This window comes from Thiopseudomonas sp. SA1F2-1K, from assembly GCF_057443035.1.
Map to the genome: position 1 here is coordinate 1,724,407 of NZ_CM172014.1, position 23,094 is coordinate 1,747,500.

The 23,094-nt window shown below is 45.9% G+C and carries 16 protein-coding genes, 1 tRNA gene and 2 rRNA genes (1 of these 19 only partly in view); 5 read left to right on the forward strand and 14 right to left on the reverse strand.

All coding sequences use genetic code 11. From position 1 onward, the window contains the following. Positions 1 to 57 precede the first annotated feature (57 nt). Complete coding sequence (locus tag AC2T15_RS08400; RefSeq protein WP_486778036.1) at positions 58 to 1,638, reverse strand: phospholipase D family protein; 1,581 nt, start codon at positions 1,636 to 1,638, stop codon at positions 58 to 60. A gap of 251 nt (positions 1,639 to 1,889) precedes the next feature. On the opposite strand from AC2T15_RS08400, the gene hemN reads away from it, so the two are divergent. Both hemN and AC2T15_RS08410 read left to right on the forward strand, forming a co-directional pair. Beyond that, entirely contained in the window at positions 1,890 to 3,275 is a 1,386-nt protein-coding gene (hemN, locus tag AC2T15_RS08405) for an oxygen-independent coproporphyrinogen III oxidase (protein ID WP_486778037.1), read from the forward strand. A 259-nt stretch (positions 3,276 to 3,534) separates the two neighbouring features. Further along, positions 3,535 to 3,909, forward strand: a complete 375-nt coding sequence (locus AC2T15_RS08410; protein WP_053101441.1) for a histone-like nucleoid-structuring protein, MvaT/MvaU family — start codon at positions 3,535 to 3,537, stop codon at positions 3,907 to 3,909. A 59-nt stretch (positions 3,910 to 3,968) separates the two neighbouring features. Here AC2T15_RS08410 and sbcB read toward each other — a convergent pair whose 3' ends face one another. From sbcB to AC2T15_RS08460, 10 genes are all read right to left on the reverse strand, one after another. After that, positions 3,969 to 5,402, reverse strand: a complete 1,434-nt coding sequence (sbcB, locus tag AC2T15_RS08415) for an exodeoxyribonuclease I (protein ID WP_486778038.1) — start codon at positions 5,400 to 5,402, stop codon at positions 3,969 to 3,971. 120 nt (positions 5,403 to 5,522) lie between these two features. Next, a complete protein-coding gene (locus AC2T15_RS08420; RefSeq protein WP_486778039.1) occupies positions 5,523 to 6,734 on the reverse strand; it encodes an O-succinylhomoserine sulfhydrylase in 1,212 nt (403 codons plus the stop codon). A gap of 74 nt (positions 6,735 to 6,808) precedes the next feature. Then, positions 6,809 to 8,314 (reverse strand): amidophosphoribosyltransferase, encoded by a 1,506-nt coding sequence (gene purF, locus AC2T15_RS08425; RefSeq protein ID WP_486778040.1) that lies wholly within the window; start codon positions 8,312 to 8,314, stop codon positions 6,809 to 6,811. 59 nt (positions 8,315 to 8,373) lie between these two features. Further along, positions 8,374 to 8,856 (reverse strand): CvpA family protein, encoded by a 483-nt coding sequence (locus AC2T15_RS08430; protein WP_486778041.1) that lies wholly within the window; start codon positions 8,854 to 8,856, stop codon positions 8,374 to 8,376. 140 nt (positions 8,857 to 8,996) lie between these two features. Further along, entirely contained in the window at positions 8,997 to 9,734 is a 738-nt protein-coding gene (locus AC2T15_RS08435; RefSeq protein WP_486778042.1) for an SPOR domain-containing protein, read from the reverse strand. 69 nt (positions 9,735 to 9,803) lie between these two features. Continuing rightward, on the reverse strand, positions 9,804 to 11,084 hold the full coding sequence (gene folC / locus AC2T15_RS08440) for a bifunctional tetrahydrofolate synthase/dihydrofolate synthase (RefSeq protein WP_486778043.1): 1,281 nt from the start codon (positions 11,082 to 11,084) through the stop codon (positions 9,804 to 9,806). Between the two features lies 1 nt (position 11,085). Next, on the reverse strand, positions 11,086 to 12,003 hold the full coding sequence (accD, locus tag AC2T15_RS08445; protein ID WP_053103580.1) for an acetyl-CoA carboxylase, carboxyltransferase subunit beta: 918 nt from the start codon (positions 12,001 to 12,003) through the stop codon (positions 11,086 to 11,088). Between the two features lie 154 nt (positions 12,004 to 12,157). Continuing rightward, a complete protein-coding gene (locus AC2T15_RS08450; RefSeq protein ID WP_053102005.1) occupies positions 12,158 to 12,790 on the reverse strand; it encodes a phosphoribosylanthranilate isomerase in 633 nt (210 codons plus the stop codon). Continuing rightward, positions 12,771 to 13,658 (reverse strand): tRNA pseudouridine(38-40) synthase TruA, encoded by an 888-nt coding sequence (gene truA / locus AC2T15_RS08455; protein ID WP_486778044.1) that lies wholly within the window; start codon positions 13,656 to 13,658, stop codon positions 12,771 to 12,773. The genes AC2T15_RS08450 and truA overlap by 20 nt, the downstream gene beginning before the upstream one ends. 7 nt (positions 13,659 to 13,665) lie before the next feature. Then, positions 13,666 to 16,128 (reverse strand): FimV/HubP family polar landmark protein, encoded by a 2,463-nt coding sequence (locus tag AC2T15_RS08460; RefSeq protein WP_486778045.1) that lies wholly within the window; start codon positions 16,126 to 16,128, stop codon positions 13,666 to 13,668. Positions 16,129 to 16,493: 365 nt separating this feature from the next. Between AC2T15_RS08460 and AC2T15_RS08465 the strand changes: the two genes are divergently transcribed. The 3 genes from AC2T15_RS08465 (at position 16,494) to cmoB (ending at position 19,387) form a co-directional block, all read left to right on the forward strand. After that, positions 16,494 to 17,576: an LOG family protein gene (locus AC2T15_RS08465; protein ID WP_486778046.1), complete on the forward strand. Its 1,083-nt coding sequence runs from the start codon at positions 16,494 to 16,496 to the stop codon at positions 17,574 to 17,576. Between the two features lie 114 nt (positions 17,577 to 17,690). Then, positions 17,691 to 18,434 (forward strand): carboxy-S-adenosyl-L-methionine synthase CmoA, encoded by a 744-nt coding sequence (gene cmoA, locus AC2T15_RS08470; RefSeq protein WP_486778047.1) that lies wholly within the window; start codon positions 17,691 to 17,693, stop codon positions 18,432 to 18,434. Then, positions 18,431 to 19,387 carry a tRNA 5-methoxyuridine(34)/uridine 5-oxyacetic acid(34) synthase CmoB gene (cmoB, locus tag AC2T15_RS08475; RefSeq protein WP_486779033.1) on the forward strand — a complete coding sequence of 319 codons (957 nt, stop codon included), beginning with the start codon at positions 18,431 to 18,433 and terminating at the stop codon, positions 19,385 to 19,387. Before cmoA ends, cmoB begins: the two co-directional genes overlap by 4 nt. A 228-nt stretch (positions 19,388 to 19,615) precedes the next feature. On the opposite strand, the gene rrf is transcribed toward cmoB, so the two are convergent. The 3 genes from rrf to AC2T15_RS08490 all read right to left on the reverse strand — a co-directional run. Next, a 5S ribosomal RNA gene (gene rrf, locus AC2T15_RS08480) occupies positions 19,616 to 19,731 on the reverse strand. A gap of 157 nt (positions 19,732 to 19,888) precedes the next feature. After that, positions 19,889 to 22,780, reverse strand: a 23S ribosomal RNA gene (locus AC2T15_RS08485). A gap of 265 nt (positions 22,781 to 23,045) precedes the next feature. Beyond that, positions 23,046 to 23,094 (reverse strand) — tRNA-Ala (locus tag AC2T15_RS08490); it runs 27 nt beyond the window's last position.

Consider the following 23,094-nt stretch of genomic DNA (forward strand, 5'->3'; position numbering starts at 1 on the left):
CATGCATTCTATTAGCCTCGGACAGAAATATCCAATCATTCGTTAATCTATTTAGCTTCATAATAACCAATCAATTGGAAGCCAAGATAAAAATTGGACGCCTGCTCGTTTTAATAAAGTTGATTCTGGTTCAGTGTGGTGAATCAGTAAGCCGGTTTGGCTTTTTTCTATCCAACACAACTTGCTATTATTACACAACTGCACTTCATAGGCGTTATAGGGCACCTCTTCAGCAAAGGCGGCCTTGATTTTTTGTGATAACTGACTATCTTCAATTACAAAACCCAACTCGGTATTAAGCTTGGCCGAGCGCGGATCAAAGTTGAAAGAACCGACAAAGACTATGTCGTCGTCTAAGGTAAAGGTTTTCGCATGCAAACTAGAGCCAGAGCTACCAAAAACGGTGCCTAATCCTTCTTTATCACCGGTGCGGTTTAACAGTTTTGGCTTCGTTGACCTCTCTCCCATTTGCCGCATTTCATACAATTTAACTCCATTTTTCACTAGTTTTTTTCGCCACTTAGAGTAACCAGAGTGCACCACATAGACATCTGTAGCATGTAGCGAGTTAGTAAGTATCTGAATTTCCACACCAGCTTGCGACAAATTAGCAAAAGCCTTAGCGCCAACTTTAGTGGGCACAAAATAAGGCGAAACTAAGTTTAAGCTTTTCTCTGGAGATCCCACCAAATGAATCAACTTGCCAAACAACAAATCATCATCTGCCACATCACCTAAGCCTTTACGTGGATCATCACTAACCAGGGTGACTTTAGCCCACTCTAAAGCCAACGCTTGCTCAGTTAGCTGATTTAGAATGGGTAGCTGATGCAGTGACTGCACAAACTTAGCCGCCGCCGGATTACGCTCTACCTCTTCAGCCTGATCTTCTAACTCCTGCAAGCGCGCCGGTGATACCTCTGGCAAAATTAAGCTCACTGGATAAGCCGACTCGCTTTGCCAATAGCGATCAAAATCGTGAGACACTTCTTGTACCACAGGACCTGCAGCTAAAATATCTAAATCAGCAAACAATACGCCATCACCGGCTCCAAAGTATTCATCGCCCACATTGCGCCCGCCTATAATGGTGAGCTGATTATCCACGGTGAACGATTTGTTATGCATGCGCCGATTGGCTTTATTAAAATCTGTTAAATACTCAACTGCTCTATAATTTCGTCGCATAAAAGGGTTGAACAAGCGCACCTGGATATTCGGGTGCGAATCAAGTACTGACAAGGTTTCATCTAAGCCACTGGTGTTGTTGTCATCTAATAATAAACGTACTCGTACTCCACGGTCTGCTGCCTCATGCAAAGCCTCAAACAACAAAGTACCTGTCATGTCTTTATGCCAAATATAATATTGAATATCGAGCGTACGCTCGGCATGCTGAGCTAAGAGCATTCGTGCAGCGAAAGCATCTAAGGCATCAGTTAAGGGGTAAATCCCGCTTTTGTCTGGATGAGCTTGCTGCAGTGGCGCCAGCATCTGGGCAAAACGCGTGGTAGCAGCTTGCTCGGGATTGAGTGCATAACTGGCCGCCCGATTCTCTAACGGCGGCAAACTAGTGCAACTGGTCAATATAAATAGCAGTAAAGTACTGAGCAGTCGTAAACTGAATTGCATAGGCATTGAACGAGATAACCACCCTTGATTAACAGCATTTTTAATCTGCCGACTCACACTCTGCTGACTGCTTTAGCTGATTGCCGCAGATCAAGGCTTAATCGCTAGACACCACACCCCATGAAAAAATGCGTTAATCTAGCGCGATAAATATACTATCAAAAGTCAAAGTGCTTCTTCTTTAGTTTACGCGGCCCTTTATTTTGCCCGCTACTTAGCACCGACTTATTTTACTATTTTGTTAAAAGGCATTCTGAATGACCCACGCAATGAGCTTCGACCGTGATCTAGTAAAAAAGTATGATCGCTCTGGTCCTAGATACACTTCCTACCCTACTGCCCCACAATTTACCAGTGCGTTTAGCGTGGCTGACTATCAAGCCGCCGCAGCCGCTAGTAACCTTAATCTAGAGGCTCCATTGTCGCTGTACATTCATATACCTTTCTGCAAAAGCCTGTGTTATTACTGCGCCTGCAATAAAATTATTACTCATAAAACTGAACGGGCCGCCGAGTATTTAACCTACCTTAAACAAGAGATTGACCTACAAGCCCCTTTATTTGCCAAAGAGCGCTTAGTCACTCAGCTGCACTTAGGTGGTGGGACACCGACTTACTTTACCCAAGCTCAACTCCAAGAGCTGATGGTTTATTTAGCAGCCGCCTTTAATTTTGATCGCTCTGAGCAGCATCAATTTTCTTTAGAAGTAGACCCACGTACTGTCACTCCTGAGCAGATTTTCGCCCTTAGAGAGCTAGGCTTTAACCGTTTAAGCTTTGGCGTGCAAGACTTTGACTTAGCCGTACAACAAGCGGTTAATCGTGTGCAAAGTGTAGAACAGGTTGCCAACTTAATGCAGGCAGCTCGTCAGGCCGAATTTCGTTCAATTAGTGTTGATCTGATTTATGGCCTACCACTTCAAACCGAGGCCAGCTTTAAACAGACCCTTGAACAAATTATTGTACTCAAACCCGATCGCATTGCAGCATATAGTTACGCCCATTTACCACAGCTAGTCAAAGCACAAAAACTTATTCGCCCAGAAGATATGCCGCCACCCGAGCGTAAGTTACAACTGTTAGAGTTAACCATTAATACACTCTGTGCCGCAGGTTATGTCTATATTGGGATGGATCACTTTGCCTTACCTGATGATGAGTTAGCCCAAGCACGTGCTAATGGTACCCTACAACGTAACTTTCAAGGCTATTCAACTCATGCAGATTGTGATTTAGTAGGCCTAGGTGTCTCATCAATTAGTAAGGTTAATAACACCTATAGCCAAAATGCAAAAGAACTCTCACAGTACTATCAACAATTAACCGCACGACAACTCCCGCTGCAGCGTGGCTATCTGTTAAATACCGATGACCTATTGCGCCGTGACGTGATTAGCCAGTTAATGTGTCACAATTTAATTGATATCAAAGCCATCGAAACTAAATATAAAATTAACTTCTCCGACTACTTTGCTGACGCTCTTGAACAGCTACAAGAGATGGTTGATGATGAACTCGTAACCCTTAGCCAAAATGCAATCACCTTACTCCCCAAAGGCAACCTGATGATGCGTAACGTGGCTATGGCGTTTGATAATTATCTTAACCAAAAGCGCGGGACAGGTTTTTCACGTACAGTCTAATTTTGCGTATCGCCAATAGTATATATTGTTGATTCGCTTACACACTATTGCACCAAACTGTTAATTTTAAACTTATTGGTTTTTTTATTGCCTATACAGCAGTTATGTTTATATAGACTATTGGAGAAAATAGTTATATTATTTTCTTCCTAACGTTTGCTTGAGCTGGACTGGATGTTAAGCGTAACCAAGTAATACTTAGCATTAACATAATTAAGTTTGAATAAAGTCACTCAAAAAGACTATTTCTGGAGATAACATGTCCCTCATTATCAATAATTATCGTGAAACAAAAAAGCGTTTGCAGGAACTGCAAGAAAGCTTAGAAGCGATGAAAAATGATACCCGACTAGCCAATGAATTAGAGTTTGAAGAAAAACTCCGTACGCTAATGGCTGATTACTCAAAATCCTTGCAAGACATCATCCAAATTATTGACCCGTCAGCAGCTAGCAATACAGCCGCTCCTGCTCGTCAAAGCGCGCCTCGCCGCACACGTAAAACCAAGCGTTACGTTAATCCCCACACTAATGATGTGATTGAAACCAAAGGTGGAAACCACAAAGAGTTAAAGCAATGGAAAGCTCGCTGGGGCAACGATGAAGTAGAAAGCTGGATGACTCTACTCGACTAACTTTAGTTTGTGACTGCATTGCCTTGCAATTAAAAAGGAGTCTGCTGGCTCCTTTTTAATTAACTGATCGATAATTGCTGCTGCAGCTGCGCAATATAATCCAGCCATTGCTGAATCACAGGCGTAGCCCGCTCTTCTGGTGTTAGCTCTAACAGCTCTTGCTCTACTTGCGCCAACGTGCGCGGTGCACCCTGCTCGACTTGAGTTAAGCGCTGCGAACAAAAATTTAGCCACTGAAGCTTTTGTTCTTCAGTTAAGCTCGAATAAAAATTTCTCGCCTGAAAACGCGCTAATAACGCAGGCACTCGCTGGTCGGTTACCGCTTGGCTTACTTGCGCAAAGACTCCTGGCCCCTCCTGATGAATTCGCTCAAACAGCCCTTTATCCCGCGGACTAAAAAAGCCGGCATATAGTTGAGTTTCTACTTCAGTCGTCTGATTAACCCAGCTCTCAGTGTTAAATACAGCGCTGACCTTCGGCTGCACAACTGCCGCTTGCTGCAATAACTGCTGATAATTGTCTTGCCAAAGCTGATCAGACCAGTTTAAGCGCTGCTTATCTTGCTCACGCAGTACGCCCATCGGCGCTACCACAGGGCATTTATTAATATGCACTAGCTTAAGCGGCACAGGCTTTTTACCTTCTGCTAACAAGGTGTCATGGGCGGTATATAAGGTTTCGCGTAATTGCTCGGCGGTTAATTCAAATAAGGGGCTAAGATCTCCATGTAAATCACAGACAATCACCGCATTTTTGTTTTTTGGATGCCAGGCCAAAGGTAAAACCGGCGCCAAATAATGTCGACTGGCTGCAAACTTGCCAGACACATGCAGGAGGGGGTGGAGTAATTTAATCCGTTGTGATACCGCTGACTTAACCCGCAAATTAAATAAGTAGTCAAACAACTGTGGCTGTTGCTGCCGCAAACAACGGGCCATAGCAATGGTTGCGTAAACATCAGCGAGCGCATCATGGGCATGTCCATGCTCAATGCCATTAGCCTTAGTTAATAACTCTAAACGCAAACTGACTTTACCAGAATCATCCACAGGCCAATGAATACCTTCTGGCCGTAACGCATAAGCACAACGCAAAGCATCGATCAAATCCCAACGGCTATTATTACCTTGCCACTCATGGGCGTAAGGATCGTAAAAGTTGCGGTATAGACTATAACGCAGCATTTCATCATCAAATCGAATATTGTTGTAACCCGCATTACAAGTGCCAGGTCGCAACATCTGTGCCCGTAGCTGAGTGATAAACTCCACTTCGGATAAGCCCTGCTCGACTAACTGCTGAGGTGTAATTCCTGTCACTAAACAGGCTCTAAGACTAGGCAAAATATCAGCACTTAACTGACTATAGAAATTCAGCGGCTCATCTATCACCTCTAACGCCCAGTTAGTACGAATGCCTGCTACTTGTAACGGACGATCAGTGGAAGGGTTGATACCGGTAGTTTCAAAGTCATACCAAAAAATTGTGTCCAATACCTAGTCTCCTGCTAAGGGCAGTTTCTTCACTGCCCATTCACTTTGTTCATCAATCAACGACTAAGCATGCTAACACTGATCAAGCACTGAACTCAGCTTACCCCTTTGGTTTATGAGTTAAATAGCACTAAAACCAAGCTCAAGATCACGCTTAATATCTTCTAAGTCCTCAAGACCTACGGAAAGACGAATGAGGTTATCTTGGATCCCTGCTTGGGCACGCTCCTCTGGCGAAAGACGACCATGAGTCGTGGACGCTGGATGCGTAATAGTCGTTTTAGTATCGCCTAAATTAGCCGTGATCGAAATCATGCGAGTGGCATCAATAAAGCGCCACGCTTGCTCTTGACCGCCGACAATTTCAAAGCCAACCACTGCACCAAACCCGCGTTGCTGACTTTTAGCTAGTTCATGCTGCGGATGACTGGTTAATCCGGCATAAAATACTCGCTGTACTTTAGGCTGCTGCGCTAACCACTCAGCTAACGCTAAACTGCTGGCGCAGTGGGCTTGCATCCGTAGTTTTAAAGTTTCTAAACCCTTGATAAAGGTCCAGGCATTAAACGGACTTAACGTAGGCCCGGTAGTACGCAAGACTCCGACCACCTCTTTCATTAACGCTGCTGCCCCTAATACTGCTCCGCCTAAGCAGCGCCCTTGACCGTCAATAAATTTAGTGGCCGAATGCACCACAATATCAGCGCCTAAGGTGAGCGGTTGCTGCAGTACTGGCGTACAAAAGCAATTATCCACCACCAGTAACGCCTGGGCTTCGTGGGCAATCTGGCCGAGTGCTCGGATATCAGCGATTTCTGCTAGTGGATTGGAAGGCGACTCAATAAACAATAAGCGGGTATTGGCCTTGCAAGCCGCACGCCACTGCTGATGATCCGTGAGGCTAATAAACTCAACCTCAACCCCAAATTTTTTCGCATACTTTTCAAACAAGCTAACAGTGGCGCCAAACACACTACGCGACACCAAAATATGATCGCCGGCCTGGCAAAAAGCCATCACCACCGCCCAAATCGCCGCCATGCCTGAGGAGGTCGCCACAGCTTGCTCGGCCTGCTCTAACGCGGCTAAACGCTTTTCAAAAATGGCTACCGTGGGATTGGTATAGCGCGAGTAGACATTACCTGACTCGGTGCCGGCAAAGCTTGCCGCTGCTTGTGCGGCGCTGTTAAACACATAGCTAGAAGATAAAAACAGAGGCTCAGAATGCTCAGCCTCTGCCGTACGTTGATGACCTTCTCTCACCGCTAAGGTGCTGGGTTGCGCTCCGGTTAAGTCACTGTTTAAGCGGCCTGCATCCCATGAACTGCTCATGCTGAATATCCTTTAAAAAATTTAGGGTTAAATAGCTTAACTTATAAGATTTAAAGGACAAACACTAATACCTATTAGCTGTTATGTAATTCGATAATCGAATTAGCCACCTGAGCGCCATTTTTCACTAAGTCATTGCGTGTGTCTTCTAAACGCTCCAAGTACTCGGCATCAATATCACCGGTTACATACTGGCCATCAAAGACCGCACAATCAAACTGTTCAATTTTGACCTTGCCGTCACCTACTGCCTCTTTGAGATCTTCTAGATCTTGATAGAGCAACCAATCGGCACCTATCAGTTCGGCTACTTCTTCGGTGGTACGATTATGGGCAATCAGTTCGTGTACGCTTGGCATATCAATCCCATAAACGTTGGGATAACGCACCGCTGGTGCCGCTGAGCAGAAATACACATTTTTCGCGCCAGCATCGCGCGCCATCTGAATAATTTGACGGCAAGTGGTACCGCGTACGATCGAGTCATCCACCAGCATGACATTCTTGTCTTTAAACTCTTGCTCAATGGCATTGAGTTTTTGGCGTACTGATTTTTTGCGTGCAGCTTGGCCTGGCATAATAAAGGTGCGGCCGATATAACGGTTTTTGACAAAACCTTCGCGAAATTTCACCCCAAGAATATTGGCCAGCTCTAGCGCGGAAGTGCGGCTGGTATCTGGAATCGGAATCACCACGTCAATGTCGTGCTCTGGACGCTCGCGTAAGATTTTTTCCGCCAGTTTTTCGCCCATCCGCAACCGAGCTTTATACACCGATACTCCATCCAAAATTGAATCAGGGCGCGCTAAGTAGACATACTCAAAAATACAGGGGGATAACTTCGGCGCTTTAGCACATTGACGCGTATGCAACTCACCTTGCTCGGTAATATACAGCGCTTCACCCGGTGCTAAGTCGCCAATCAGGCTAAACCCTAATACATCTAGCGCCACACTTTCAGAGGCCACCATATACTCAATGCCTTGTTCAGTTTGACGCTGACCATAGACCACTGGGCGGATTCCATTCGGATCGCGAAAAGCCACAATGCCGTATCCGGTAATCATCGCTACCGCGGCATAACCGCCTTGGCAGCGCTCAAATACCCGCGACACGGTGGCAAATACATCTTCTTTGTCTGGCTGTAATTTATTGCGTGCTGCCAGTTCATGGGCAAATACGTTCAGTAACACCTCAGAGTCGGAGTTGGTGTTAACGTGACGTAAATCTGCCTCATAAATTTCTTTGGTGAGCTGTTCTACATTGGTCAGATTGCCGTTATGCGCTAAAGTGATGCCATACGGCGAGTTGACATAAAACGGCTGCGCTTCAGCCATGCTTGAACTACCAGCCGTTGGGTAACGCACATGGGCAATACCAATGTTACCAATCAGCTCTTTCATGTGCCGCGTACGAAACACATCACGCGCTAAGCCATTGTCTTTACGTAAATATAAACGCCCACCTTGGCTAGTGACCATTCCCGCAGCATCTTGACCTCGATGCTGCAATACCGTTAGCGCATCAAACAGCGCTTGGTTAATGTTCGATTTACCAACAATACCGACAATGCCACACATGCAAAAAACCCCTATGAAATTTCGGGAAAACGACTTACTGTCAAACAGTTAAGCCTGTCTTAACGCCCCACCCAACCAATTACCAAATCTTTCGACCAGTCGGCAATTAATAAAAAGTGCGGAATTAAATTAGAAGCCTGCCACCAAGGATCTTGGGTAACGGGCAACAAACTCAGCAAACCAATTAATAGCACTACCAGCATCACACCGCGAGCCCCACCAAACACCATACCCAATAAGCGGTCAGTGCCAGTCAGGCCCGTGCTTTTAACTAACTGTGCTAATAGAAAATTAACCAGTGAGCCGATTAATAAGGTGACTACCAGCAAAATTAAGCTGGCGACAATTACCCGAGCTGATGGCAGTGCAATATAGGGTTCAAGATAAGGCGCTAATCCACCGCCAAAGCTCCAAGCCACAAAGCTTGCGACTATCCAAGAAAGTAAGGAAAATGCTTCTTTAATAAAGCCTCGACTAACACTAATCAGAGCCGAAATTAAAATAATGGCCAAAATTAGCCAATCAACCCAGATCAAACTCACGCCAGTATCCATCATTAAACAAAGCACACATTTTACCAAAGCATCCTGTGGCTTAATATGAAAATCTAACTTTTCTTCAGACTTCTAGCCAAATAAAAATAGCCAGCGACTCAGGCTGGCTATTTTTTATTGTAATAGACTTAGGGCTTAAAGCTTACCACGAAACAGTCTTGCTGCTCACGTTGCTTTAATTGGCGACACATCGCCTGAGCATCGGCTTGTTTAACTAATGGCCCAATTCGCACATAGAAGAACCCTTCTTCAGCACGCACATAGGCATTATATTGCTTGGCTCGAAATTGATCGCGTAGCTTTTCTGCACCTTCGCGCTTACTTACTCTGGCTAACTGCACCGACCAACTCGCTGGTAGATTATTTTTATTTAATTCCGGCGCTGCTGGCTTGGCTTTTTCAGCCGGCGCTTTAACAACGGGGGCGGGCTTAACTACCGGTTTAGCCGCTGGCTTAGGCTCTGCCTTAACCACCGGCTTAGGAGCAGGTTTTGGCGCAGGTTTGGTTTCTGCCACACTTGGCTTAACCGGTGCAGGCTTGGGCTCAGCAGCCTCTGAGGTAACGACTGGCGCCACCTTATCTTGCGGAATTTCTACCCATTCTTGAGGCTCATCCGCTGGCTCGCTGTACTCACCCGTTGAAGGCAGTACTTCATCAGGATCCACTTGTTGCTGTGGAAAATCGGCTAGTTCAATCGGCTGTTCAGGCAAATTAAGTGCTTGGCGCTCAGGCTGCAATGGAATATCAACAGTCTCTGGGGCTGCAACCTTTTCCTTATTTAGAATAAACGGCAGGCTGATTGCAATAATTGCCACTAACACACCAGCACCTATTAGGCGCTGCTTATTGGCATTGGATGAACTCACAGTGATTAACCTCGATACAAGTACAAGTTGCTAGAGTGTGCTTAGTCCGTACAAATACTGAAGCGTTCCTTAGCGTGATAAAGTATGCAGCGCTTTTGCTGCCGCAGCCACCGTATAAAAAGAGCCAAAAATTAACAGCTGATCCTGGGCTTGCATCTTCTCAAAGAGTTGCAACAAACCTTGCTCAACTGTCGTTTCCACCGTCACTTTAGCCTCTTTATGCTGTAAATAAGCAGCCAGCACTTCAGCTTGCTGAGTACGCCCACAAGGTAAGGTCACCACATGCCACTGATCAATCGCCGAAAGCAGTGGATCAATTACCCCGGCTAAGTCTTTATCCTTCAATAAACCAAAGAGCGCATAACGCTGCCCTGTGATGGGACGCTGAGCCAAGTGCTGTGCCAAAAACTCAGCAGCTAATGGATTATGTCCCACATCCAAAATCAGCTGCAACTGTTTCCCGTGCCAATTAATCAGCCGTTTTTCCACTCGGCCCGGCATTTTAAACTGCACTAGAGACTGCAATAACTGCTCTTTGCTAATAGTAAAACCTAAACTAAATACCGCTTGTACTGCTAACACCAAGTTGGCTTTTGGCAAGCTGACCTCAGGCAACTCAGTGAAGCGATAGTCACCCTTCGCTGCCTGCCCCCACATCGACCAAGCGTTTGCCGTTGGCGCCAGATAGCCAAAGTCGACATCACGCTGCAATAGTGTAGCACCCACTTGCTGCGCGGTAGCCTCAATAATGGCGGGTGGATCTAGGTCAGCACAGAGTGCGATTTGCTGGGCCCGAAAAATGCCTGATTTTTCTTTAGCTACTGAATCTCGTGTATCACCCAACCAATCACTGTGATCTAAGGCAATACTGGTAATCAACGCCACATCAGCATCAACAATATTGACCGCATCTAAACGTCCGCCTAAGCCTACCTCTAAGACCACCACGTCTAATTTGGCTTGAGCAAACACCCATAACGCCGCTAAGGTGCCAAACTCAAAGTAAGTCAGTGACTCTTCAGCTCTGGCCTGTTCAATTGCGGTAAAGGCTGCGCATAACTGAGCATCACTGACCGGTTGCCCCTGTATCGTCACACGCTCGTTATACTGCAACAAATGCGGCGAGCTATAGACACCCACCTGCAATCCTTGGGCCATCAGCAGTTGAGCAATAAAGGCACAAGTTGAGCCCTTACCATTAGTCCCTGTGACGGTTACCACCTTGGGCGCCGGCTTACCCACGCCTAAGCGCTGAGCCACGCGCTGAATGCGCGCCAGCCCCAAGTCAATCTCTGTGGGGTGCAGCTGCTCTAAATAGCTTAGCCATTGTTCTAGGTTGCGCTGGCTCATGTTATACCTTGGCCGCTGTCTCTGTGGCAGGCTCTTCAATCACCTGTGGAGCGACCTGTACCGCCTCCAAACCCTGTAATTGGCGGAGAATCTGCGCCAATTTAGGGCGCAATTCTTTACGCTCAAAAATCTTATCAATCGCGCCATGAGTTAATAAAAACTCACTGCGTTGAAAGCCCTCAGGCAACACTTCACGCACGGTTTGCTCAATCACTCGAGGGCCGGCAAAACCAATGAGCGCATTTGGCTCTGCCACGTTGAGGTCGCCTAACATTGCCAAACTTGCCGAAACACCACCATAAATAGGATCAGTAAGCACCGAAATATAAGGAATTCCCTCTTCGCGCAAACGCGCTAAAACAGCGGAGGTTTTAGCCATCTGCATTAACGAGATCAAAGCCTCCTGCATCCGTGCACCGCCTGAAGCAGAGAAACACACTAATGGACAACGTTTTTCCAAAGCCACGTTGGCCGCTTGCACAAAACGCTCGCCGACTACGGCCCCCATCGAGCCGCCCATAAAGCTAAACTCAAAGGCAGCAGCCACTATTGGCATACCTTCCAATTGGCCGCTCATCGCCACCAAAGCATCTTTTTCTTTGGTCTGTTTTTGCGCAGCACTGATGCGGTCACGATAACGCTTGCTGTCTCTAAACTTAAGACGATCTACTGGCTCTAAGTCCGCGCCAATTTCCTCGCGGCCCTCTTGATCAAGAAAAATATCTAAACGGGTGCGAGCTGAAATCCGCATATGGTGATCGCACTTAGGACAAACCTCTAAATTTTTTACCAGCTCAGGTTTATAGAGTACGGCTTCACAGGAAGTACATTTATGCCACAAGCCTTCTGGCACCGAGCTCTTTTTCACTTCAGAGCGCATGATGGAAGGTATAAGCTTATCTACTAGCCAATTACTCATGAGGTTACTCCAGTTACAGACTGAATTTGATTCAGTTTAATTATTTAAAAATGACTTATTTTTAAGCGGTTTTACATCACTGATAGGATGCCAAGTATACGCGACCCAAGAGTCATAAAAATACGGTACTGCTACAGTTGACGATAAGCCTAATCTAAGGGTCACAAACATCTGCCGCTTTTGCCCTCTGAATAAATAGCTTGAGCTTTGACTGATCTTTAACACCTGAACGCAGCTCCACCCCACCACTTACATCAACGGCATAAGGACGCACCTGCAAAACAGCCTGCGCAACATTATCTACTGTTAGACCGCCGGCTAAAATTAGCGGTTTAGTTAAGGGGGGAATAGCAGCCCAGTCAAATGTTTCACCGGTACCACCTGGAATACCAGGCACCCAAGCATCTAATAAAATCGCTCGTGCCTTTTGATAAGATTCAGCAATCTGAGCAATGGCTTGACCAGGCTGCATTCTTAACGCACGAATATAGGGCAACCCTACCCCATCACAAGCTGCAGCAGTCTCATCACCATGAAACTGTATTAAATCTAGACCGATCTGTAGCGCCAAACTTTTTACTTGAGCAATAGGCGTATTTACAAAGAGCCCAACACACGTCACAAAAGGTGGCAGCTGGGCAATAATCGAAGCGGCTTGTTCAGCGCTAATATACCTAGGACTAGGCTCATAAAAAACAAAGCCCAGTGCATCAGCACCGGCTTCAATGGCACAAAGTGCATCTTCTAGCCGAGTAATTCCACAAATTTTAACCCTCATTAGGCTGATTCTCCGATTGCGCAATATCTGGTAAAGCAGTCAAAAATAATGGTCCTAAAAAACGCTCAGGGACAGCAAATTGCTCAGGATAATCCGCTTTTACCATATATAAACCATAAGGTGGTGCCGTGACACCGCCCTTAGTCCGATCTTTACTAGCTAATACCTGAGTCACCCACTCCACAGGCTTAGAGCCAGTGCCTACTGCCATTAACACCCCAGCAATATTGCGCACCATATGATGTAAAAAAGCATCCGCTCGCACATCAATAACGATTAACTTACCAAAAGGTATCACCTGTAGATGATAAATGGTTTTGATGGGTGATTTAGCTTGGCATTGCTGTGCACGAAATGCAGTAAAATCATGCGTACCAAGCAAACAATTTGCTGCTTGTTGCATTCGCTGTAAATTTAGTGGTTTCGAACACCAGGTAACTTCTTGCCCAAGATGCGCTGGACGTACTTGATCTTGATAAATCACATAACGATAGCGACGTGCATAGGCACTAAAGCGTGCATTAAACTCCAAGGGCATCGGCTTGGCCCAGATCACGCTGATATCAGCCGGCAAGTAGCGATTAGCTCCCATCACCCAAGAGGTTTCACTGCGCACTACCTGAGTATCAAAATGCACAACTTGAGCACAGGCATGCACCATCGCATCGGTGCGTCCAGCACAGGTTAAGCTTACCGCTTCGCCACCTGCGACTTGACTCAATGCTTGCTCTAGATGGCTTTGAATACTGGGAACATCATCGGTTTGCCGTTGAAACCCATGGTAAGCAGTACCCTTATATTCAACCCCTAAGGCTATTCTATAAACGCCTACGGCAGCCAAATTGGCTGCCGTAGGTACTATTTGTTGCTTTTGCATATTTTAGTTAGCCTAGGTTTGCTAATAATTTCTCTGCAGTTTCTTTTTGCATATTAGTTCCCTCAAGCATAACCTCTTGCAACATCAATTTTGCAGACTCAAGCTCCCCCATATCAATATAAGTAGTAGCTAAAGACAACTTAGTATCAACCATATCAGTATCAGCTAAAAAGCTCATATCCTCGAAATCAGTGGCAATATCTTCTTTGGTCTCTGACTGAGCTTCTACTATACGATCTAATTCAGCCTCGAGCTCAGTATCTAAACTTACCTCAAGTTCTAAGCTGGATAAATCATTAGAATCAATCTTAGGCTCTGCTGTCGCGAAATCTAACGAAGTTAACTCATCGGCGTGCTCTTGTAACTCTTCAATACTCGCCTCTACACGCACTAACTCACTAGCGAATGACTGCTCATTTAACTCAATTGGCAAGTCTTTTTCCGATTGCTGTATCTCGTCCAGCATCATGCCGAAATTATCACCAACTGGCGCTGGATCCTCGGCTAGATTATTAACGTCTAAATCACTGTTATCGGTTAGAAACTCAGGCTTAACATATTCCACTACTGACTCTGAAAAGTCTTTCACTTGTGCCAAGTCAGGGAACTGCTGCTTAAAGCGATTTAAATCCACTTCACTAATGCCAGCATCAGCTAAATAGGTCAATTGCTCCTGAAAGGCTTCTAGTTTTCCTAAATGCCCATAAGCCTCTACCAACTTTTCATGTAACTCCAAGCGTCCTGGTTCATTTTCAATCGCTCGTTCTAGTAACTCACTTGCTTGGATATAGCTTTCTTGATCAAAAAACCATTGCACTTGATCTAATACATCAACTTCCTCTGCTTCTTCCACAGACTCAGTTTTGTACAAGCTCGCTCCTGAAACACCGGTAGTAGTAGCAACCAAACTAGCCTCTTGAGATAAACTGGACTGATCTTCATCCATCTCTATCTCATCAAAACTAACTTCACTTTCTAACCTACGCTTTCTTAACAAGAACAATAAAAGCAGCAGGAGGACTCCACCTCCTAAGGCGGCCACTAATACAGGGTTAGCAAGGACATCACTAACTAGTGATGAAGTAGCTTCTTCTGTTTCTGCATTTTCAGGTTCTAGTTTAGAACTGACTGCCGATACATCTGGCGTAGAGCTTGTTTCAGGTGCACTGATTACCGCTGGAGCCTCTACCGCATCTACTTCGGTAGTCGCTACATTATTAGTAGTGCTTTCTTCATCAGTTACCCCACGATCTTCTAACTCTTCAACTTTAGAATGTTCCAGAAGTTCGGCCTGCTGCCCGTTATCAACTTTTTCTTCTGTTTCAGTTATTACAGATGAGTCTAGTGTAATGTTTTCCACATCTTCGCTGGCAGCTTCAGTGGCACTCATCTCATTTTGCACTAGAGCTAATTGATTATCTGTTAGCTCAACAATTTTTTGTAGCTTTTCTAACTGGCTCTCTAGCTCTTGAACCCGTTCTTCTAACTCTTGATTTTGCAAACGACTTGAATCTAAAGACTCATTAGCAACAGCCAGCTGGTCATTTAATTTTTTAATCTGCTGAGTCTCTGAATCTCCGGCACTAAGAGCAACCCCCTGATCGGCAACTAAACGCAAATTATCTTGCTTAGTGCTTTTCTTAATTCTATTGTCTTTCTGCTCAACCACAGTGGCATCAATCTGCTTTAGCGCTGGTTTGTTCTGCGTTGCTGGCTGCACCTGTTTCAACTGAGCATTAACTTCGGCCAAAGCCTGTCTTTTACTGCGCTGTTGAATTTGTTCAGGTGTAGGGAGCTTAAGTAATACATCTGACTTTAAGCGATTAATATTACCGTTAGAGAAGGCATGAGGGTTTAGATCTTGTATTGCTAACATTGTTTGCTGAACATTAGCTCCATGACTGATACTGCTAGCAATACTCCACAATCTATCATTAGGTTTGACTCTATACTCCTTAGAAGTCACTACACTTGACTGTGGTATAGACTGCTTAGCAGGCTGCACAGGAGCACTAGCTACAGACTTTTTAGCCGATGTAGCTTGCGAGTAAACTACAGGTTGCGGCTTATATGACGGAGGATCCAATAACATTGTGTACTCACGTAGTAATCTTCCCTCAGGCCACATAACTTCCATCATAAAGTTCAAATATGGCTCATTTATTGGCTGCTGACTGGTTACTTGAATAAAACTTCTACCATTGGCCTTCAGCACAGGAGTAAACTGCAACCCGGTCAGAAAAAACTGACGATCAATTCCAGCTCGCGCAAAATCAGCTGGAGACGCTAAGCCAGCACGCAGTTCAATAGCACTAAGTTTTTGCACCTCAAGTAATTCAATTTCTGCATTTAATGGCTGATTCAGCGACGACTTTACTGACATCTGCCCAAGGCCTAGGGCATGGGCAAAGCCTGACGTAAAGGTCGTGGCTGCTGCGATCGCCAACACCAATTTGCGTACTTGAAGCATATAGAGTTATCCCTTAATCATTTATCCAGCGCATAATCGCACAGTTTTCTTACTAAAGTCATCCCGCTGTTTTACAGGTATGTGGTAAAAGCTGGCATTATTTTTAATGTTCTTTGCAATAGATCGGTGGCGTCATAGTCATGATGCTTACACCTTCACTCAAATGTAGTGTATGTACTACTATAAAGGCTGAAATCATACCACTTTTCACACAGAAAAAAATGATTCCTCATAGAAGTCCGTACTTATCAATCCAGCTTTTAGTAAGCTTACTTCTATATACATGTTTTTAGTAGGGTTAAATACAGCACAGCTCAATCACCCTGCAAAACCATTGTACCCACAGCACTAACATAGGAGTTAGTATGAGCAATCAAAACGACACCTTGCTGACTCGCCATATTCAATCGAGTGATTTACAGCTACCTCAGAAAATTGAGGAGTTAGTCTTAACGATGACACCTCCCAATAGCCCAAACAAGCAGCTCTACCATGATATGCTGCTCACTATTGCACGGATGGCTGAGGCTGACCGCGATCGCTGGGATGCGAAAATCATGCTACAAACCCTACGGGAAATGGAGGCTGCTTTTTCCCTACTCAGCCGCTTCCAGCGTCGACGGAAAGTTACAGTATTCGGCTCAGCTCGCACCTCTGAGCAGCACCCAGTTTATCAACAAGCTGAATTACTTGGCTCGCTATTAGCAAAAAATAATCTAATGGTAATTACTGGCGCTGGTGGCGGTGTAATGGCTGCAGCGCATGCAGGTGCAGGATTAGAAAATAGTTTAGGTTTAAATATCAACCTGCCCTTTGAGCAAGGGGCTAATGCTACAGTCGAAAACTCAGACAACCTATTGACCTTCCACTTCTTCTTTTTGCGCAAACTGTTCTTCGTTAAAGAGGCGGATGCTTTAGTTCTATGCCCAGGTGGTTTTGGTACGTTAGACGAAGCCCTAGAAGTTCTTACTCTAATTCAAACAGGAAAAAGTCCATTAGTTCCTGTTGTTTTACTTGATCAACCAAACGGTCAATATTGGAGCCAAGCTCTCGCTTTTATGCAAGAGCAACTACTAGATAATCATTACATTTCCAAACATGACCTTGAGCTGATGCGCTTAGCACACTCACCTGAAGAAGCTGTACAGGAGGTCATCCAGTTTTATCAAAACTATCACTCCTCGCGCTGGCTCAAGCAAGACTTTATCATTCGGATCAAGTACCTATTAACCGAAACCGCTTTAGCAACACTGAATCAGCAGTTTGCCGAGCTTTGCTTAGAAGGCTCATTTGAGCAGCTTAGCAACTGTCATGAAATCGACTATGAGCCTGAACTGTGTAACTTAGCCCGTTTAAGCTTTAAGTTTAATAATCGTGACTTTGGCAAACTACGTCTACTAGTCGATTTTATTAACCGCCCCGAAAACTTTATCCTCGAGTCTAACTAAGACTACTTCTGTTAAAGGCTACTCACTTAATTGCCAGCGCTACCTCTAAAGGATTAATCGCCTGACCTTGCGTTAAGGTTATGCGATAATCCTTTTTATTTTCTAACTAGCATTATGAACTCTCAAACCGATCGCATATTCAGCCAACCCTTGGCTGAAGTTCCTGATTTTGTTTTTAATGAAGATGTAGTGAATGTCTTCCCTGATATGATTAAGCGCTCTGTGCCTGGCTATCCGAGTATTGTTGAAAATACCGGATTATTAGCCGCACAGTTTGCTAGGCCTAACAGCGTGCTTTATGACCTAGGCTGCTCGCTTGGCGCTGTAACCCAAGCCATGCGCCGCCATGTTGATCAGCCCAACTGCAGTATTATTGGTATCGATAATTCGAGTGCTATGGTTAAACGCTGCCAAGAATATCTCTGTGCGCAAGACGTAATGTTTCAAACCTTGTTACCGGCGGAGATTATCGAGCAAGATATTCTACAAGTTGATTACCAGCCCAGCTCATTTATTGCATTAAATTTTACTCTGCAATTTATTGAGCCTCAACAGCGCGCTACGCTTTTAAAAAAGCTACGCCAAGCACTCATTCCACAAGGCGCACTACTGCTTTCTGAAAAAATAAAATTCACTGATGCCGATAAGCATCAGCAATTAAATGAACTGCATTTAGCCTTTAAGCGAGCCAATGGCTACAGCGATCTAGAAATCGCCCAAAAACGCCGGGCGATTGAAAATGTGATGCTACCTGACACCTTTGAAGTGCATCGCCAACGCTTGCTTGACGCTGGTTTTTCTAAGGTTTATCTCTGGTTTCAATGTCTAAACTTTGCTTCGATGATCGCTTTACCATGATTGATTTATCCCCACTGATTCAGCAGTTAAGAAACTCCCCCATGAAAGCTTGGGCTAATCAGCTACAAGCACAGTTCGATAAAAAACTGGCCATCGGTCATGGCGACCTCGAGCGTTGGAGCCAAGCTGTACAGCAGTTACCTGATATACCTGTTGATCATCTTGAATTACAGCAGGCTGTTGCCATTCAAGGGCAACCAAACGCTGAGCAAAGCCAAGCTTTAAAGCAAGCATTAGAAGGTTTAATTCCTTGGCGAAAAGGCCCCTTTTACTTTTTTGATACCCATGTCGATACCGAATGGCGTTCCGACTGGAAGTGGCAGCGTTTGCAGCCACACCTTAACCTCAAGCATAAGCGTATTCTGGATGTCGGTTGTGGCAATGGCTACCACATGTTACGCATGCTGGGTGATGGAGCCAAATGCGTGGTGGGTGTTGACCCCAATTGGTTATTTTTCTGCCAATTCAACGCCGTAAAACGTTATGCACCTGCAGCCAATGCTTGGCTATTACCCTTTGCTTTTGAAGAGCTACCTGAAAATCTACAAGGCTTTGACAGCGTATTTTCGATGGGCGTCTTGTATCACCGCCGCTCGCCAATTGATCACCTGTATGCGCTCAAGAGCGCACTCAAGCCGGGTGGCCAGCTGATTTTAGAAACACTCGTCATTGAGGGCGATGAACAACAGGTGTTAGTACCTGAAGACCGCTACGCCCAAATGCGTAACGTCTGGTTTCTCCCATCAGTTGCCGCCTTAGCCCTTTGGATTAAGCGTGCTGGCTTTAAAAATGTCCGCTGCGTGGATCTAAATGTCACCTGCACTGAAGAGCAACGCAGCACCGCCTGGATGAAATACCTGTCTTTAGAAAGTTTTTTAGACCCTAAAGATCCTCGCCTAACTATTGAGGGTTTACCAGCACCGAAGCGCGCCATCTTTATTGCTGAGAAGTAACCCTTTCCCACTACCCTTTCTCAACAAGCGAAGTTATTTAAATTCGCTTGTTATTCGCTCTTACTTTTTTGCTTTTTAGCTCACTCAACCTAAGCTTTGATCAGACTAAGGAAAGTAGGAGCAGCACAACGCAGGAGGCGTATCACTCAAGGATGAGCATGTAATCCATGAACATTAGGCAAAAAAAATCCCCTGTCGCGATGTGCGTACAGGGGATTTTTGTTTGGCGCTTGACGATGACCTACTCTCACATGGGGAAACCCCACACTACCATCGGCGATACATCGTTTCACTACTGAGTTCGGGAAGGGATCAGGTGGTTCCAACGCTCTATGGTCGTCAAGCAATTCTTTAGAAGGTCCGTTGTGGGCTGGGCAGGTGTGCCTCGGCTTAGTCGTGCCTTCGAATTAGGTATGTAATAGTAGTTGATTCGGTGTTTTGAGTTCAACTAAATTTTCGTTTGTTTTGGTATCAACCAGACCCAAATTGTTTGGGTGTTATATGGTCAAGCCTCACGGGCAATTAGTATTGGTTAGCTCAACGCCTCACAGCGCTTACACACCCAACCTATCAACGTCGTAGTCTTCGACGGCCCTTTAGGGGATTCAAGATCCCAGTGAGATCTCATCTTGAGGCACGCTTCCCGCTTAGATGCTTTCAGCGGTTATCGTTTCCGAACATAGCTACCCGGCAATGCCACTGGCGTGACAACCGGAACACCAGAGGTTCGTCCACTCCGGTCCTCTCGTACTAGGAGCAGCCCCTCTCAAATCTCAAACGTCCACGGCAGATAGGGACCGAACTGTCTCACGACGTTCTAAACCCAGCTCGCGTACCACTTTAAATGGCGAACAGCCATACCCTTGGGACCGGCTTCAGCCCCAGGATGTGATGAGCCGACATCGAGGTGCCAAACACCGCCGTCGATATGAACTCTTGGGCGGTATCAGCCTGTTATCCCCGGAGTACCTTTTATCCGTTGAGCGATGGCCCTTCCATACAGAACCACCGGATCACTAAGACCTACTTTCGTACCTGCTCGACTTGTTGGTCTCGCAGTTAAGCGCGCTTTTGCCTTTATACTCTTAGACCGATTTCCGACCGGCCCGAGCGCACCTTCGTACTCCTCCGTTACTCTTTAGGAGGAGACCGCCCCAGTCAAACTACCCACCATACACTGTCTTCGATCCGGCTTACGGACCTGAGTTAGAACCTCAAAGTTGCCAGGGTGGTATTTCAAGGATGGCTCCACTGCAACTGGCGTCACAGTTTCAAAGCCTCCCACCTATCCTACACAAACAACTTCAAAGTCCAGTGCAAAGCTATAGTAAAGGTTCACGGGGTCTTTCCGTCTTGCCGCGGATACACTGCATCTTCACAGCGATTTCAATTTCACTGAGTCTCGGGTGGAGACAGCGCCGCCATCGTTACGCCATTCGTGCAGGTCGGAACTTACCCGACAAGGAATTTCGCTACCTTAGGACCGTTATAGTTACGGCCGCCGTTTACCGGGGCTTCGATCAAGAGCTTCGCTTGCGCTAACCCCATCAATTAACCTTCCGGCACCGGGCAGGCGTCAGACCCTATACGTCCACTTTCGTGTTTGCAGAGTCCTGTGTTTTTAATAAACAGTCGCAGCGGCCTGGTATCTTCGACCAGCCAGAGCTTACGGAGCAAGTCCTTCACCCTAGCCGGCGCACCTTCTCCCGAAGTTACGGTGCCATTTTGCCTAGTTCCTTCACCCGAGTTCTCTCAAGCGCCTTGGTATTCTCTACCCGACCACCTGTGTCGGTTTGGGGTACGGTTCCTAACTATCTGAAGCTTAGAAGATTTTCTTGGAAGCATGGCATCAACCACTTCATCCTCATAAGAGGACTCGTCATCAGCTCTCGGCTTTAAGATCCCGGATTTGCCTAAGATCTCAGCCTACTGCCTTAAACACGGACAACCAACGCCGCGCTGGCCTAGCCTTCTCCGTCTCTCCATCGCAATAGTTAGAAGTACAGGAATATTAACCTGTTTCCCATCGATTACACTTCTCAGTCTCACCTTAGGGGCCGACTCACCCTGCGTCGATTAACGTGGCGCAGGAAACCTTGGTCTTTCGGCGTGGAAGTTTTTCACTCCCATTATCGTTACTCATGTCAGCATTCGCACTTCTGATACCTCCAGCAAGCTTCTCAACTCACCTTCACAGGCTTACAGAACGCTCCTCTACCGCACACTCAAAAGAGTGCACCCGTAGCTTCGGTGTATGGTTTGAGCCCCGTTACATCTTCCGCGCAGGCCGACTCGACTAGTGAGCTATTACGCTTTCTTTAAAGGGTGGCTGCTTCTAAGCCAACCTCCTAGCTGTCTAAGCCTTCCCACATCGTTTCCCACTTAACCATAACTTTGGGACCTTAGCTGACGGTCTGGGTTGTTTCCCTTTCCACGACGGACGTTAGCACCCGCCGTGTGTCTCCCATGCTCGCACTTGCTGGTATTCGGAGTTTGCATCGGGTTGGTAAGTCGAGATGACCCCCTAGCCGAAACAGTGCTCTACCCCCAGCAGTGATACATGAGGCGCTACCTAAATAGCTTTCGAGGAGAACCAGCTATCTCCGGACTTGATTAGCCTTTCACTCCGATCCACAGGTCATCCCCTAATTTTTCAACATTAGTGGGTTCGGTCCTCCAGTTAGTGTTACCCAACCTTCAACCTGCCCATGGATAGATCGTCCGGTTTCGGGTCTATACCCAGCGACTATTCGCCCTATTAAGACTCGCTTTCGCTACGCCTTCCCTATTCGGTTAAGCTTGCCACTGAATATAAGTCGCTGACCCATTATACAAAAGGTACGCAGTCACAGAACAAAGTCTGCTCCTACTGCTTGTACGCATACGGTTTCAGGTTCTATTTCACTCCCCTCTCCGGGGTTCTTTTCGCCTTTCCCTCACGGTACTGGTTCACTATCGGTCAGTCAGTAGTATTTAGCCTTGGAGGATGGTCCCCCCATATTCAGACAAAGTTTCTCGTGCTCCGTCCTACTCGATTTCACTTCTATAACGTTTTCGTATACAGGACTATCACCTACTATGGTCACGTTTCCCACCGTGTTTTACTAACGTTAAAGAAGCTTAAGGGCTGGTCCCCGTTCGCTCGCCACTACTAAGGGAATCTCAATTGATTTCTTTTCCTCCGGGTACTTAGATGTTTCAGTTCCCCGGGTTCGCCTCTTGCACCTATGTATTCAGTACAAGATACCTAACTTATGTTAGGTGGGTTTCCCCATTCAGAGATCTCCGGATCAAAGGTTATTTGCCACCTCCCCGAAGCTTATCGCAGGCTATCACGTCTTTCATCGCCTCTGACTGCCAAGGCATCCGCCGTATGCGCTTATTCACTTGACCATATAACCCCAAACAATCTGCTTCACAGCGATTATTCAAAGTCAGTCGTGAATGGTTTGATACTTTCGCCGAAAATTCGCTTGAACTCGCAAATTTTACCTTAGCCTAATCATTACCAGTGAAAGTAATGAATTAGTCTTTTTTACTTCTATCACATACCTAAATTTTTAAAGAACAGTTCTGATTAAAAAATCAGAAATCAATATTTCAATCAAGCAAAGAAATACTCATTTCTGATCTCTCGTCACAGTTACATGTAATGTATTGGTGGAGCCATGCGGGATCGAACCGCAGACCTCCTGCGTGCAAGGCAG